Origin of the sequence: Skermanella mucosa (genome assembly GCF_016765655.2) — a bacterium.
GTDB lineage: Bacteria > Pseudomonadota > Alphaproteobacteria > Azospirillales > Azospirillaceae > Skermanella > Skermanella mucosa.
This window is the reverse complement of record NZ_CP086106.1, coordinates 2477378-2491704: the sequence shown is the minus strand read 5'-3', so window position 1 is coordinate 2491704 and position 14327 is coordinate 2477378. Positions and strand designations below refer to the sequence as shown.

General features: G+C 66.0%; 17 protein-coding genes and 2 tRNA genes. 11 read left to right on the top strand and 8 right to left on the bottom strand.

Annotated features, from left to right (window positions below; all coding sequences use genetic code 11):
- Nucleotides 1–58 precede the first annotated feature (58 nt).
- The 3 genes from JL100_RS11285 to JL100_RS11275 form a co-directional block, all read right to left on the bottom strand.
- Nucleotides 59–991 carry a heme-dependent oxidative N-demethylase family protein gene (locus JL100_RS11285; RefSeq protein ID WP_228421205.1) on the bottom strand — a complete coding sequence of 311 codons (933 nt, stop codon included), beginning with the start codon at nt 989–991 and terminating at the stop codon, nt 59–61.
- Nucleotides 988–1560 carry a septation protein A gene (locus tag JL100_RS11280; RefSeq protein ID WP_202679762.1) on the bottom strand — a complete coding sequence of 191 codons (573 nt, stop codon included), beginning with the start codon at nt 1558–1560 and terminating at the stop codon, nt 988–990. The genes JL100_RS11285 and JL100_RS11280 overlap by 4 nt, the downstream gene beginning before the upstream one ends.
- 107 nt (nt 1561–1667) lie before the next feature.
- Nucleotides 1668–2237 (bottom strand): Spy/CpxP family protein refolding chaperone, encoded by a 570-nt coding sequence (locus tag JL100_RS11275; protein WP_202679763.1) that lies wholly within the window; start codon nt 2235–2237, stop codon nt 1668–1670.
- A gap of 188 nt (nt 2238–2425) precedes the next feature.
- Here JL100_RS11275 and JL100_RS11270 point away from each other — a divergent pair, with 188 nt between their 5' ends.
- The 5 genes from JL100_RS11270 to JL100_RS11250 all read left to right on the top strand — a co-directional run bounded on the left by JL100_RS11270 (nt 2426) and on the right by JL100_RS11250 (nt 5864).
- Complete coding sequence (locus JL100_RS11270) at nt 2426–3160, top strand: response regulator (RefSeq protein ID WP_202679764.1); 735 nt, start codon at nt 2426–2428, stop codon at nt 3158–3160.
- A 1-nt stretch (nt 3161) separates the two neighbouring features.
- Nucleotides 3162–4535, top strand: a complete 1374-nt coding sequence (locus JL100_RS11265) for an ATP-binding protein (protein WP_202679765.1) — start codon at nt 3162–3164, stop codon at nt 4533–4535.
- Nucleotides 4536–4715: 180 nt separating this feature from the next.
- Nucleotides 4716–4940 (top strand): type II toxin-antitoxin system VapB family antitoxin, encoded by a 225-nt coding sequence (gene vapB, locus JL100_RS11260; RefSeq protein ID WP_202679766.1) that lies wholly within the window; start codon nt 4716–4718, stop codon nt 4938–4940.
- The gene (vapC, locus tag JL100_RS11255) at nt 4940–5356 is read left to right on the top strand and encodes a type II toxin-antitoxin system tRNA(fMet)-specific endonuclease VapC (protein ID WP_202679767.1); all 417 of its coding nucleotides are present in this window, start codon (nt 4940–4942) and stop codon (nt 5354–5356) included. Before vapB ends, vapC begins: the two co-directional genes overlap by 1 nt.
- A 223-nt stretch (nt 5357–5579) precedes the next feature.
- Nucleotides 5580–5864 carry a hypothetical protein gene (locus JL100_RS11250; RefSeq protein ID WP_202679768.1) on the top strand — a complete coding sequence of 95 codons (285 nt, stop codon included), beginning with the start codon at nt 5580–5582 and terminating at the stop codon, nt 5862–5864.
- A 10-nt stretch (nt 5865–5874) separates the two neighbouring features.
- Here the strand turns inward: JL100_RS11250 and JL100_RS11245 are convergent, their stop codons facing one another.
- Entirely contained in the window at nt 5875–6582 is a 708-nt protein-coding gene (locus tag JL100_RS11245; protein WP_323378488.1) for an ABC transporter permease, read from the bottom strand.
- Between the two features lie 160 nt (nt 6583–6742).
- On the opposite strand from JL100_RS11245, the gene JL100_RS11240 reads away from it, so the two are divergent.
- Nucleotides 6743–8338, top strand: a complete 1596-nt coding sequence (locus JL100_RS11240) for a lysine--tRNA ligase (protein WP_202679769.1) — start codon at nt 6743–6745, stop codon at nt 8336–8338.
- 122 nt (nt 8339–8460) lie between these two features.
- Nucleotides 8461–9897: a metalloprotease TldD gene (tldD, locus tag JL100_RS11235; RefSeq protein ID WP_202679770.1), complete on the top strand. Its 1437-nt coding sequence runs from the start codon at nt 8461–8463 to the stop codon at nt 9895–9897.
- A 75-nt stretch (nt 9898–9972) separates the two neighbouring features.
- On the opposite strand, the gene JL100_RS11230 is transcribed toward tldD, so the two are convergent.
- The gene (locus tag JL100_RS11230) at nt 9973–10155 is read right to left on the bottom strand and encodes a hypothetical protein (protein ID WP_202679771.1); all 183 of its coding nucleotides are present in this window, start codon (nt 10153–10155) and stop codon (nt 9973–9975) included.
- A 282-nt stretch (nt 10156–10437) separates the two neighbouring features.
- Between JL100_RS11230 and JL100_RS11225 the strand changes: the two genes are divergently transcribed.
- Nucleotides 10438–10513 (top strand) — tRNA-Phe (locus tag JL100_RS11225).
- A 45-nt stretch (nt 10514–10558) separates the two neighbouring features.
- Here the strand turns inward: JL100_RS11225 and JL100_RS11220 are convergent.
- Nucleotides 10559–10912, bottom strand: a complete 354-nt coding sequence (locus JL100_RS11220) for a hypothetical protein (RefSeq protein ID WP_202679772.1) — start codon at nt 10910–10912, stop codon at nt 10559–10561.
- Between JL100_RS11220 and JL100_RS11215 the strand changes: the two genes are divergently transcribed.
- From JL100_RS11215 to JL100_RS11205, 3 genes are all read left to right on the top strand, one after another.
- Nucleotides 10911–11489, top strand: a complete 579-nt coding sequence (locus JL100_RS11215; RefSeq protein ID WP_228421204.1) for a hypothetical protein — start codon at nt 10911–10913, stop codon at nt 11487–11489. The genes JL100_RS11220 and JL100_RS11215 overlap by 2 nt on opposite strands.
- Nucleotides 11480–11555: transfer RNA gene (locus tag JL100_RS11210), tRNA-Phe, on the top strand. The genes JL100_RS11215 and JL100_RS11210 overlap by 10 nt, the downstream gene beginning before the upstream one ends.
- Nucleotides 11556–11867: 312 nt before the next feature.
- The gene (locus tag JL100_RS11205) at nt 11868–12035 is read left to right on the top strand and encodes a YdcH family protein (RefSeq protein WP_158045044.1); all 168 of its coding nucleotides are present in this window, start codon (nt 11868–11870) and stop codon (nt 12033–12035) included.
- A gap of 131 nt (nt 12036–12166) precedes the next feature.
- Here JL100_RS11205 and JL100_RS11200 read toward each other — a convergent pair whose 3' ends face one another.
- Nucleotides 12167–13348, bottom strand: coding sequence for an MFS transporter (locus tag JL100_RS11200; RefSeq protein WP_202679774.1), 1182 nt, complete (start codon nt 13346–13348; stop codon nt 12167–12169).
- A 196-nt stretch (nt 13349–13544) separates the two neighbouring features.
- On the bottom strand, nt 13545–14198 hold the full coding sequence (locus JL100_RS11195; protein WP_202679775.1) for a TetR/AcrR family transcriptional regulator: 654 nt from the start codon (nt 14196–14198) through the stop codon (nt 13545–13547).
- Nucleotides 14199–14327: the final 129 nt, after the last annotated feature.

The window sequence follows — 14327 nt, the reverse complement described above, 5'->3', positions numbered from 1 at the left end:
ACAATTATGAGCCACCGCCCGGATCCAGTTCCCTCGGTCAACGCATTGTCGGACCGGCTTACGATCTATCTTGCTGACTATTACTAGCGGACAGACCGGTCATACGATCCAGACAGGCCAACAGAGCCGACCGGAATGGCATGACGCTTTTATAACGGGCGGTGTCGTCGGGCAAGGCGCGGACCGCCGAGGCCAGGCGAGCCGCCTCCTGCGGCCGGGCAGCCAGGGCTTCGACCGGACGCTGATAGGTCCGGATCGTGAAGAGGACCGCCCCGGTGCGAGGCAGGCGCCGCAGGGTCTGCCGCTCGACGCGCAGGAAGACGCGCACCCCGGCATTCTCCGCCGTCATGCTCCGATCGGGTTCGAGCCGCCCATGCCCCACCGGCTGGAACAGCGTCGGATCGTCCGTCAGCGACCAGTTCAGCCGCCAGACCGGCCTGTCCGGCGTCATCAGGCCGAGGAACCGGTCCACCGGCCTGCCAAGACGGTCGGCGTAGGCCGGTACCGGAGCATGGATGCCCAGCATGGGCAGACCCAGCTTGTCGGCGAGCCTCCAGCGGTTGGGAAAGCACAGGACCCCCGCGGTCAGGCGAAGCTCCCCATCCACCTCCTGGAGGATGCAGAGGTCTTCCTGGACCAGACGCCCGGCGATCTCCAGCGGGTCGGACAGCTCGCCCTCCACCTGCCAGCGGTCACCGGTGACGTGGTTCAGCAGTTCCGGGCCGGTTCGCTGGAAATGTTCGGGAAACCGCTCCGGCAGGAAGCCGGCGAGTTGGTCCAGCACCTCGCGGCAGGCCCCGGCGGCCCCCGGCCGCATGGCCAGGACGTCGCCGCGCCGCTCGATCAGCAGGCGGTCGCGCAGAGCGATCTCGGAGGCGTAATTGCCGTCTATCTCGATCCAGTCCGCCGGCTTCAGGGCCATCAGGCCCATCGCCATGCGGAACGGCCCCTCGGCGAACGGCAGATAGTCGGGAACGCTTTCCGCGGTCATTCGGCGCGCGCGGGCTCCTTGGCCTCGGCCTCGTCGGGGATCTGGTGCTTCATGATCACCGGCATCTGAAGGCCGCTGAACACCAGGGTGAGCGGCAGGATCCCGAACACCTTGAAATTGACCCAGGCATCGGTGGTCATGGTGCGCCACACCACCTCGTTGAGCACGGCCAGGATCACGAAGAAGCAGGCCCAGCGGACCGTCAGGATGCGCCAGCCCTCCTCGCTCAGGTTCAGCACCGTCCCGAGCAGCGGCTTCATCACGTTGCGGCGGAGCGCCAAGCTGGTGAACAGAACGGTGGCGAACAGCAGGTTGACCACGGTCGGCTTCAGCTTGATGAACAGGTCGTCATCGAGCCACAGGGTCAATCCGCCGAACAGGATCACGAAGAAGCAGCCGACCAGGGGCATGATCGGCAGCTTGCGTTCCAGGTGCCAGGACAGCAGCACGGCCACGGCCGTAGCCGCCATGAAGGCGCCCGTGCCGATCATGATGCCGGCATTCGAATTGGTCACGAAGAAGACCGCAAGCGGCCCGGCTTCGATCAGGAGTTTGGTCAGTTGGTTCACGGTCCCTACATAGCGGCGACGCGGCGGCTCTCAAAGAGAAAACGGCGTGCCGCCGACGCTGGATGTCCGGCACGCGCTCCAGCGCGCCGGACATCCAAATTCGTCGGTTACATCGGGCCGCGGTCGCCGCGCGGGCCGTCGCCACGGCCGTGGCCATGCCCGTGCCCGTGACCATGCCCCTGGCCGAACTCTCCGAAGCCGCCCCGCCCGTGCCGCATCATGCGCTCAGTCATCTCGTCGGCGGTCTTCTTCTGCTCGTCCGAGAAGCCGGCGTAGAGCTGGTCGAGCGCCGGACGGATCTGCCGGACCTGCTCAAGCCGGGCCGTCATCATCTCCTCCATGCGCTGGGCCCGCTCCGGCAAGGTCGCGGGGCGGGTGAAGGCCTCCGGGTTCTCGCAACGCTGCTTCATGGGGCTTTCGCTGTTCTTGACCGCCTGGGTGAAGTTGTTCCAGGCAGGACGCTGGGCGTCGGTGATCTTCAGACGGGTCTCCGCGAAGGCCAGCATGCCGGCGACGCGGGCGTCCAGGTTCTCGCACATCCGCTCGAAGCGCGGACCGGGACCACCGGGGCCGCCGGGACCGCCGCCCGGACCGCCGGGACCGCCCTGGGCGAAGACCGGGACGGCGGCTGCCAGCATCGTGCCGAGCACGGCGGTTGCCAAAACGGTACGCTTCATTTTCTGTCTCCATCTGTCCTGCGAAGCGGATCGTCGCTTCGATGACCTGAAGATGGGGCCCGACCTTTGCCGCTTGATGTCTCCGGCAGAGGCATTTGGTAACGTTGTGTAACCGGCGCCCCCGCTGTAACGATCAGTTACAACAAATGCCTTACCCATGCGACCTGCCCTGAAGGAAGATGCCGGCCATGGACAAGCAGCCCCACCTTCTCGTGGTCGACGACGACCGGGAAATCCGCACCCTGATCTCCCAGTTCCTCACCAAGCACGGTTACCGCGTGTCGAGCGCCCGCGACGGCGCGGAGATGATGCAGGTGCTGGAGACATCCCGGATCGACCTGATCGTCCTCGACCTCATGATGCCGGGCGAGGACGGGTTGGCGCTGTGCCGCCGCCTGCGTGCCCAGCCCGGGCCGGCGGGCGCCATTCCCATCATCATGCTGACCGCCATGGGCGAGGAGACGGACCGGATCGTCGGGCTGGAAATGGGCGCGGACGACTATCTGGCCAAGCCCTTCAACCCGCGCGAGCTTCTGGCCCGCGCCAAGGCGGTGCTGCGACGCTCCACCGGCCTGCCGGTCGGGGCCTCGGCCGAACCGGCCAGTCGGGGGCTGACCTTCGAAGGGTGGCGGCTCGACGTCGCCAAGCGGGAGCTGTGGTCGCCCGACGACGTGCTGGTCCAGCTCAGCGCCGGCGAGTTCGACCTGCTGGTGGCCTTCGCCGAACATCCCCAGCGGGTGCTGAACCGCGACCAGCTCCTCGACCTCGCGCGCGGGCGCACCGCCATGCCGTTCGACCGCAGCGTCGACGTCCAGGTCAGCCGCCTGCGCCGCAAGATCGAGCCGGACCCGAAGGAGCCGACCCTGATCAAGACGGTGCGCAGCGGCGGCTACATCTTCACACCTGCCGTCACGAAGGCCTGACATGTGGGAGAGGTTCAAGCGGAGGTTCCTTCCGGCGGGAATTGCCGTCCGGCTTGGCCTGACGGTGCTGATGGCGCTGGCGCTGACCCAGGCGGTCAGCGCGTTGGTGTACGTGACCGACCGCGGCGAAGGCCATCCGCGCCACGGCCCTCGGGAAATGGTCGAACGGGTAGCGGCCATCGTCCGCCTGGCCGACGAGACTCCGCCCCAGTTCCGCCCGCGCGTCGTCCGCGCGGTCGACGCGCCCGGCCTGGAGGTGGAGTGGCGGCCCAGGGCACCGGACATCGAGCGGAACCAGGTCGGCTTCCCCCTGGACGGCTTCCGCCGGAGGCTGCGCAACGCGTTGGAAGACCCGACGCGGGAGATCCTGATCGAGGTGCGGAACGGCCCGCCCAGCCCGGGTCCCCTGGCCCCGATCGAGGCGCGGCTGTTCGGCAACGTGATGCAGATGGCGCTGCCCCTGTCGGACGGAACCTGGCTGGTGTTCCGGTCCGACCCCGACCGGGACGGCCCGTTCCGCCTGATCCGCTTCGGCTTGTGGATGTGTCTCGTCGGGCTGGTCATCTTCGGCCTGTCCCTGTGGGCCGGGCGCCGCCTGAGCGCGCCCTTGAAGCGGTTCGCCGAAGCGGCCCAGCGGCTGGGCGTCGACGGCGAGGCGCCGCTGCTGCCCGAGGCCGGACCGCGCGAGCTGCGGCAGGCGACCCGCGCCTTCAACCAGATGCAGACGCGCCTGCACCGGTTCGTCGAGGATCGGACCCAGATGCTGGCGGCGATCAGCCACGACCTGCGCACGCCGCTGACCCGCCTGAGGCTCCGCGCGGAGTTCGTCGAGGATCCTGAACAGCAGCGCAAGATGCTGGCCGACCTGGAGGAGATGGAGGCGATGATCGCTTCCACCCTGGCCTTCGCGCGCGACGACGCGCGAAAGGAGCCGCGCGTCCCGATCGACCTCGCGGCGCTGCTCCAGAGCCTCGTCGACGACCTCGGGGATGCCGGATACGAGGTCGAGTATTCGGGGCCGGAGCATAGGACGATCGCCTGCCGGCCGGTCGCGCTGCGCCGGGCGATCGGCAACCTGATCGACAATGCACTGAAATACGGCGGCTGCGCCCGGGTGGCGCTGCTGGACCATCAAGAAGACGGGCACGTCGCGATCCGCATAGACGACGACGGGCCGGGGATCCCGGTGGAGGAGCAGGAGAAGGTCTTCGCCCCCTTCTACCGGTTGGAGCGGTCGCGCAGCCGCGATACCGGCGGCACCGGCCTCGGCCTGTCCGTCGCTCGCACGATCGCCCGGGCCCATGGCGGCGACGTCACGCTCCGCAACCGGCCCGGCGGCGGCCTGAGCGCCGACCTGCTGCTGGCGGAGGCGTGATACGGCTCTTCAAAATGGCCAAGTGCCGCCGGGCGCTGCGCAGTCTTGAGGATAACGTCGGGCGAGTCGCCCGATCAAGACCCGGCGTGGAGGTCCTTGTCGTCCGCGACGAGGCGATGTGTATCCCAATCGTATATCCAATAGCGGCCTTCCTACGAGAACTCCGGACTGAGGCGTCCCATGCAAGCCCGTACCACCCTGTTCCACTCGAACCGCAGCCAAGCCGTCCGACTCCCGAAAGACGTTTCGTTCCCGCCGGGAGTGCGCGACGTCTTGATCCTGCGCGAAGGTCCCCGACGCATCATCATCCCGGCCGACAGTGTATGGGACGACTTTTTCGATTCCCCCGGCATCGGTTTCCCGGACCGCGACCAGCCCGCCGCCCAGGAGCGCGAAGCGCTGTGATGCGCCGCTTCATGCTCGACACCAATGTGTGTATCCGGGTCCTGCGCGATCGGCCGGCCAGCGCCCGGACGCGTTTCAACGACGAGGCCGATGGCCTGTCCATTTCGGCGGTCACCCTGGGCGAACTGCTGCATGGCGCTGCCAAGTCGGACCGGCCGGCTGACATGCGCCGTGAGGTCGAACGGCTGGCCGCCCGTCTCGAGGTGCTGCCGTTCGACGACGAGGCCGCTGCGCATTACGGCGACATCCGGGCCGACCTGAAGCGCCGCGGCATGGTGATTGGCTCGTACGACCTGATGATCGCCGGCCACGCCCGCAGCCGAGGCCTCGTCGTGGTCACCGGAAACCTGCGCGAATTCAGACGCGTCGACGGGCTGCGCTGCGAGGATTGGCTGGACGAGTCCCCGGGCAGCTGAGGCTTGGGGCGAAGGGCATCTGCCAACGCCCAGGCGGCAACCTGTTCAGTCGGCGGACCGTCGCGCCGCCCGCCGACCTGCTGCTGGCCGAGGCGTAATCCCTCCGGCCGCGGCCCGGTCCGGAAGCGGCACTACCGCTTTATTTCGCGCCGGGTGATGCTGGTCACAGGGCATGCGCCGGTAACGCGGCAGGCTGCCTCCAGTTGATCCATGAGGCTCTTCCATGACGATGAAGTTGGGTACCGTTTTCCTGCTGGCCGGCTGCATCCTGGTGTCGGCCTGCACGCTGAACCATGCCGAACGCCGCGCCGCCACGGGCGGCGCGCTGGGTGCTGGCGCGGGCGCCGCGGGAGGCTACCTGTTCGGCTACGACCCCCTCGGCGGCGCCCTGGTCGGCGGAGCCGGCGGCGCCCTGCTGGGCGCACTGACCACGCCCGACGGCGGGCGGGAGGTCCATCACCACCATCACCATGGCAAGAAGAAGAAATGGGGCCGGTACGACGACTGAAGCCATCCGCTCAGCCGGCGGACCTCCGCGCCACCTGCCCGACGGCATAGGCGGCGGCGTTGATCGCCAGCGTCAGCACCAGCAGCAGGATGCCGAGCCCGAGCGCCAGGGCAAGGTCGCCGCGGCCGGTCTCCAGCGTGATGGCGGTAGTCATGGTGCGGGTGACCCCGGCGATGTTGCCGCCGACGATCAGCACCGCCCCTACCTCGGCGCTGGCCCGGCCGAAACCGGCGAGCACTCCGGTGACCAGGCTGAAGCGCGCATCCCACAGCAGCGTCGGGATCGCGCGCCGGCGCGTCGATCCCAGGGAGCGAAGCTGCTCCTCGTACTCGCTCCACATGTCCTCGACCACCTGCCGGGTGATCGAGATGACGATGGGAGTGACCAGGACCGTCTGGGCGATGACCATGGCGGCGGGCGTGAACAGCAAGCCCAGCCCGCCGAGAGGACCGGAGCGGGACAGCATCAGGTAGACCAGGAGCCCGGCCACGACCGGCGGCAGCCCCATCAGGGCGTTGAACAGGACGATGACGGCTCCCCGGCCGGGAAACCGGGCGATCCCCAGCATGGCGCCCAACGGCAGGCCGATCACCATGGCGATCCCGACGGCCGTCAGGGTGACGCGCAGCGACAGCAGCACGATCTGGGCCAGCTGGTCGTCGAAACCCAGGATCAGGCCGCCTGCGGCGGCGAAGGCGTCGATCACGTCCTGCATCATGATAACCGTCGGAGTTGCCGGAAGGATGCCATGGTAGCCAGCCCCCCGACGCACGACAACTCCCCCGGCCCCCTTTGCCGGCGTCGCGTCGCGATTGACCGGCGCTCCCAAGTTCCCTAGGGTCGCCGCTTCCAAACTATATCCCGAGCGGTGAAGTACGATGTCTGGCGAACAGGAACTGGCATTGCAGGCCAAGGCGTGGCCCTTCGAAGAAGCGCGCAAGCTGATCGCGCGCTACAAGGGCAAAGCGCCGGCCAAAGGCTATGTCCTGTTCGAGACCGGATACGGACCGTCGGGACTGCCCCATATCGGCACCTTCGGCGAGGTCGCGCGCACGACCATGGTGCGCCGCGCGTTCCAGCTCATGGCGCCGGACGTGCCGACCCGCCTGTTCGCCTTCTCCGACGACATGGACGGGCTGCGCAAGGTTCCGGACAACATCCCCAACCAGGAGATGGTGCGCGAGCACCTGGGCAAGCCGCTGACCAGGGTGCCCGACCCGTTCGGCAAGTTCGAAAGCTTCGGCCACCACAACAACGCGATGCTGCGGGGCTTCCTCGACGGCTTCGGGTTCGAGTACGAGTTCCAGTCCGCGACAGAATGGTACGGTTCGGGCCGGTTCGACGAGGCCTTGCTGACGGTGCTCCGCAACTACGACGCCGTCATGAAGGTGATGCTGCCGTCGCTGCGCGAGGAGCGGGCGGCGACCTACAGCCCGTTCCTGCCGGTCTCCCCGACCACCGGCCGGGTGCTCCAGGTGCCCATCCTGGAACATGACGTGGATGCCGGCACCATCGTGTTCGAGGACGAGGACGGCAGGAAGAAGGAAGCCCCGGTGACCGGCGGCCATTGCAAGCTGCAATGGAAGCCGGACTGGGGCATGCGCTGGCACGCGCTGGGCGTCGACTACGAAATGTCCGGCAAGGACCTGATCCCGTCGGTCGAGCTGGCCGGGAAGATCTGCCGAATCCTGGGCACCCAGCCGCCGGAGGGCTTCAATTACGAACTGTTCCTGGACGACAAGGGCCAGAAGATTTCCAAGTCCAAGGGCAACGGCCTGTCGGTCGAGGAATGGCTGCGCTACGCCCCGCCCGAGAGCCTGTCGCTCTACATGTTCCAGAAGCCGCGCGTCGCGAAGCGTCTCTACTTCGACGTGATCCCCCGGGCGGTGGACGAGTACCTGGCCTTCGTCTCCAAGTTCCCGTCGGAGGAGCCGGCCCGCAAGCTGGAGAACCCGGCCTGGCACATCCATGGCGGCCACCCGCCGGAGGCGCGCAGCGACCTGAGCTTCAACATCCTGCTGAACCTGGCCGGCGTCGCCAACGCGGAGAGCAAGGACGTGATGTGGGGCTTCATCACCCGCTACGCGCCCGACGCCAATCCCGAGAGCGCACCGTTCCTGGACCGGCTGGTGCAGTACGCGGTCAATTATTACCAGGACTTCGTCAAGCCGACGAAGCGGTACCGCGCGCCGACCGAACAGGAGCGCGCGGCCATGCGGGAGCTGCTGGAAGAACTGGGCCGGTTGCCGGACGGCGCCAAGGCGGAGGAGATCCAGTTCCAGGTCTACGAGATCGGCAAGCGGCACGGCTTCGCCGACCTGAAGAGCTGGTTCCAGGCGCTCTACGAGGTGCTGCTGGGACAGACCATGGGGCCGCGCATGGGCAGCTTCATCGAGCTGTACGGCATCGGCAATACCCGTGATCTGATCGCCCAGGCGCTGGAGCGAGAGGTCGGGCCGCAGAACCCCGGCTGAAAAACCGCCGTCGAAGGGTGGACCTCGGCCGGCCCTTCACATCCGCGGGGGCTGGCCCACATAAGTATTCTACCCTTATGATGGGCCAACTGCCACGGCATCCCCCCGTTCCGGAGTCTTGTATGAGCACCCTCGCCGTAACCGACGACATCTTCTTCAACCGCGCCGGTCTCGACCGGTCACGTACCGAATCGATCGTGTCGGAAGCATTGGCGGGTGCCGATGACGGCGAACTCTTCCTGGAATACAGCCAGTCCGAAAGCCTGGCCTGGGACGACGGCAAGCTGAAGAGCGCCAGCTTCGACACCAGCCAGGGCTTCGGCCTCCGCGCGATCTCCGGCGAGTCGACCGGCTATGCCCACGCCTCCACCCTGTCCGAAGACGCCATCCGACGCGCGTCGGAGACCGTCAAGGCGGTCCATGCCGGCCACAGCGGCACCATGGCCGAGCCGCCGACCGGCACCAACCGCGCGCTCTACGAAGCGATCAACCCGCTCGCCCTGGTAGATTTCGAGACCAAGGTCAAGCTGCTGTCGGATATCGACGCCTATGCGCGCGGCCGCGACCCCCGGGTCCGGCAGGTCTCGGCGTCGATCGGCGGCGAGTGGCAGGCCGTCCAGATCATCCGCGCCGACGGGCTGCGAGTCTCCGACGTCCGCCCGCTGGTCCGCCTGAACATCTCGGTCGTGGTCGCCGACGGCGACCGGATGGAGAGCGGCGGCCACGGCGTCGGCGGACGAACCAGCTACGACGCCTACCTGGACCCTGCCGCTTGGCAGGGGCAGGTGGACGAGGCGCTCCGGCAGGCCTTGGTCAACCTTGGCTCGATCGCGGCGCCGGCCGGCGAGATGACGGTCGTGCTGGGCAACGGCTGGCCCGGCATCCTGCTGCACGAGGCGATCGGCCACGGCTTGGAAGGCGACTTCAACCGAAAGAAGACGTCGGCGTTCGCAGGGCTGCTCGGCCAGCGCATCGCCGCTCCGGGCGTCACCGTCGTCGATGACGGGACCATCGAGGGTCGGCGCGGTTCGCTGACGGTCGATGACGAGGGCACGCCGAGCCAGTCCACCACCCTGATCGAGGACGGCATCCTGGTCGGTTTCATGCAGGACCGCATGAACGCGCGCCTGATGGGCGTCAAGCCGACCGGCAACGGCCGCCGCCAGAGCTTCGGCCATCATCCGATGCCGCGCATGACCAACACCGTGATGCGCTCCGGCGACAAGACCCCGGAGGAAATCATCCGCTCGGTCAAGAAGGGCCTCTACGCGGTGAATTTCGGCGGTGGGCAGGTGGACATCACTTCGGGCAAGTTCGTCTTCTCCGCCTCGGAGGCCTACCTGATCGAGGACGGCAAGGTCGGCCCCGCGGTGAAAGGTGCCACCCTGATCGGCAACGGCGCCGACGCGCTGACCAAGGTCAGCATGATCGGCAACGACATGGCACTGGACCCGGGCATCGGCACCTGCGGCAAGGAAGGCCAGGGCGTGCCGGTCGGCGTCGGCCAGCCGACCCTGAGGATCGACGGCCTGACCGTCGGCGGCACCGCCGCGGCCTGACCTGACGGCCGGCGTCATCCGTTGCACCATGGCCCGGGTGGGCCGTGGTGCGGCGGACGCAAGGGCCTCAAACCCTCAGGCGGCCGTCGCCTGGGGTCGCTCCGCAGTCCTGATCATCCTGTCCACGAGTTCGCGGGTGCTCCCGGTAGCGCCGCAGGTCGGGCATTCCACCGAGATGCTGTGGCGCGGAGCGGTAAAGTCATGGCCGTTCGGGCAAGTGATCCGGAAGCTGTTCTGTTCGCGCGCGACGATCTTCATGACGTCACCCCTTCGGGCTGGATGCTGGTTGCTGTCATCATACCGTCATGGGCTTTCGGCACCTTGCGACATGATCTCACAGGATACCATGCTGCGCCGCATCATCGACGGCGCGTACCGGGAATGCGGGACGCGGACGGCTACTCCCTTCATGGCATCCGGATGGCCGGGCGCCTGGTTCACGAAATCTGCACGAAAATGAAATCCGGTGCTGGACAGGCCCCGTAATTTTTCCTACAAGCACGCCCCGACGGCGACGCTTCAGGCCACGCCGGACCGGATGCCCAGGTAGCTCAGTTGGTAGAGCAGGGGACTGAAAATCCCCGTGTCGGCGGTTCAAATCCGTCCCTGGGCACCACTTCCTTGCCGATAGATCGATGTTCAAGATCCTGCCGTCGAACTCTCATGACTCGACGGCTCGATCCGTACGACTGCCGCCGATGATGAAGTCGATCTCGCCGCGATCGAGTACGAGCTTCAGGTAATTCCCAGGATATTCGTACTTGCGACCATCCGGAAGCCGTTTGGTGGCAGGATTGCGATTGGGCGACAGGGCCCGAATGACTTCGGCGCTGCTGACGAAAGCATCGATGTCATGGCTGTAGCGGTGGTCGCAATGGACTGCCAGCGATGTGCCTTCGCCGAAACTCCATTCAGGGGTCTCGGGCAGCGTGTCGAACAGCTGGATCGTCGAAGTCAGCAGGTCTCGCCAAGCTGAGGTCGGCCATTTCCTTGATCCAGGGGACGTTTCGCCCATGCGTTACTCTCCAGGTGCGGGACGCGCGATAGAGCTGCTCGAAGTCTATGACCCCTGCCAGCACGAGATCGTGGATGCCTTCGACCGAAACCTCGTCGAACAGCGCTTCGACATGGGGAAGCCAAGCGGGGTCGGGATTGGGGGTATGGAGGCAATGAACCAATCCCTGGGCATCCAGATGGCAAGGGCGCGGCGCATTGATCGTGGCAAGCACGAAGTCCAGTTCGCGTTTCGCCAGGCAAGCCCTGGCATGCCGATCGCGCGCTTCCTTGGCGGCGGCCTTCAGATCGGCCAGTTCCAGCTTCGGAACCTGGAGGTCCGCCCGCACGATGTCACGCGGGTTCTTCTGGACCGCGCGATACCGCCGGACGCGCCTCGACGCGGTGGGATCGACCATGATTGCCAGCCTCCGCAAGGGGAATTCCTTCCGCAATGTCGTGTAACCGGATTACGACGGCAAGCGCTTCCGGCAACTTCTCCCCTGGACAGCCTCGGCGAACTTTTCTATAAGCACGTCCCTGCCCCACCGCAGCACGGCATACTTGGCCGATGCGGAATGACGGCGGCGCCCAGGTAGCTCAGTTGGTAGAGCAGGGGACTGAAAATCCCCGTGTCGGCGGTTCAAATCCGTCCCTGGGCACCATCTCTCCCTTATCAGATTGATGACGCTTTGAACCCCACGTTGAGTACCCGCGTGGTCAAGTCATGCATGCCCTGATGTGGCCGTTGCCGAAACCCTCCTGCCCCACAGATCGGCCCCAAAGTCCGGGAAACATTGGTTAACCAGACCTTCGTTTGCAATCTTAAGAAAAATTATTCTGGTATGCATTTAAACTGGTTCAATGTTGCGTGAAACATCGGGATTCTTTCATTTTCATACACGAAGAGGCTGGCAATCCCTTCGAGAGCGTGTATGCTTCTCATGTTATAGTCTGAAAGACATGGAGCACGTCACATGGTGAACGAGAATCACATTCAGGCTCTACGCGACCGCCATGCCTCGCTCGACAGACAGATAGAAGCCCTGCAGAAGCAGCCGGGCTCCGAAGATATCGACATCAAGAAACTTAAATTTGATAAACTCAGGGTAAAGGACGAACTGGCGCGGCTCTCCCGCCACTGAGGAAAAGCACAGGCTTTTCTTCTGCCCTGCGGTCGCCCGGCGAACGCTAGGAGCCGGTCCGCCGCAGGGTGCTTACCGTCAACTCCCGTCCCGCTCTTCGCGGCACCATTTCCCCGTCCAACCGGCATTTCTCAGGATTGAACCCGCCCTTCGCGCGGTTCCAGTACCCCTGACCGAAACGCCATCAATCCGACCGCAGCGGCAAGGATTCCGAGGGAACCGGGCAGCCCGAGCACTTCGGCGACGAGCCCGACTAGCGGTGGCCCTGCGAGGAAGCCGAAGTATCCGGCCGTCGTCACGGCTGCGATCGCCAGTCCCGGAGCCATGCCCGGAGTCCTCCCGGCCGCGCTGAACAGGATCGGCACGATATTGGCGAGGCCCAGCCCGACAAGGCCGAAGCCAACGACCGCGGCCACCGGATCGTGCAACAGCAATGCTCCACCCAGGCCGGCCGCCGCCAGCAGCGATCCCCACCGGACCATCGCGACCGGGCCGAAGCTGGCGACCATACGGTCCCCGGTCAGTCTCCCGACCGCCATGGCTGCGGAGAAGACGGCATATCCGAGCCCTGCGAAGGCGGCGCCGGTTCCCAGGTCGATCTTCAGGTAAACCGCGGTCCAGTCCGACATGGCGCCCTCCATCATCAGGATGAAGAAGCCCATGGCCCCCAGCACCAGCAACCGCCCGCGCGGCAAAACGAAACGAGGGCCGCCGCCCGTGCTGATATCGACCCCTCGCGGCAGCAGGAAACGCGCGGAGGCGAGCACAAGGAGAAGCCCCCCGGTCGCCGCGGCGGTCACATGGGCGGCCGGCGTCATCCCGATCGGCAGCAGGACCACCGCACTCCCCGCCCCTACCAGCCCGCCGATGCTGAACAGCGCGTGGAGCGACGACATCACCGGTCGTCCGATGGCGCGCTCGACAGCCACGCCGTGGGCGTTCATCGCGACGTCCATCGCGCCGTTGAACGCCCCGAACAGGATCAAGGCCATGATCAACGCCGGCAGGCTCGAGGCCAGAAGCAACGGCGGCGTCGCAAGGCAGTATAGGATTGCCGCCGTAAGCGTGACGACGCGGCTGCCGTGCCGCGCGATCAGCCACCCGGCTATGGGCATGGATACAAGCGATCCGCCCGCGATTCCCAGCAGCGCGAGCCCCAGCGTACCGGTGCTCAAGCCAAGCTTCTGCTGCACCGTCGGGATATGGGGGACCCAGCTCGACAGGGCGGTTCCATTGACGAAGAAGATCACGGCGACCGCGATACGGGCCTGTGCCGGTCGTGAATGCTCCGCGACGGCGAGTTCCTGAGTCATGACCGATTCCGTGTCTCTCAATTTAAGCTAAATCTTTAAGCGCCCGTCAGCAGAGTTGATGAATCCACGTCCGGCCGATTGTTCAGGATGTCCAGGGAAACCGATGTCGCTGACAGGGGCAGTACGTTCGATGACTGCTCAACAACGAACAAAGCGCTTTGAAGTCAGCAACCCCTCAAACAATGTACCACTTATGTCACGACTTCTCCATCCGATCGCGTGGCAGATAGGCACGGAGAAACGCCCCCACGGCGTCCTTCACGATCCCGTCGAGTTCATCCCGAGAGAAATGATCCTTCACGCCGAACAGCACGCTGAAGTGGACCGGGGTCTGCAGCATCCCGATGAAGTGTTCGGCCGCGCGCCAGGGGTCGTCGATGTCGAGCCGGCCGCGCGCCGTCGCCTTGGCGAGATACGAACTGAGGCTCTGCCTCATCTGGTTAGGGCCGGAATTGAAAAAGATCCGGCCGAGATCCGGGAACCGGGCGGACTCCGCCACGACGACGCGGAAGATGGCCACGGCCGGGGCCGACAGGATCAGTCCCAGGAAATTGCGGCCGATCTCGCCGAGCGCGTCCTCGACCTCCTTCTCCTCCACGCCGGGCGCCCACAGCAGGCTCTGCTGGGTCCGGCACTCGTGGCTGACGATGGCGGCGAAGAGTTCCTCCTTTCCGGAGAAATGCGCATAGAGGGTCGCCTTGGAAACGTTCGCCATGCGGACGATGGCATCCATGCTGGTCGCGCCGAACCCCTGGCTGGTGAACAGCGTCTTCGCGGCGGACATGATCTGGGCGGATTTCTGCCCCTGGCGATTCTCGCGGTGCTGGTCCTGAACGACCATCCTGGGCATCTCGTCATCTCCGGAAAGCAGGGATCGGACACTAAACTAAACCGTTCAGTTTTGCATTGACAAGACCTATCGACCTGCTCACTTTCCGGAAGAGCAGAGTGAACTGAACCGTTCAGTTCGGTCACGCCG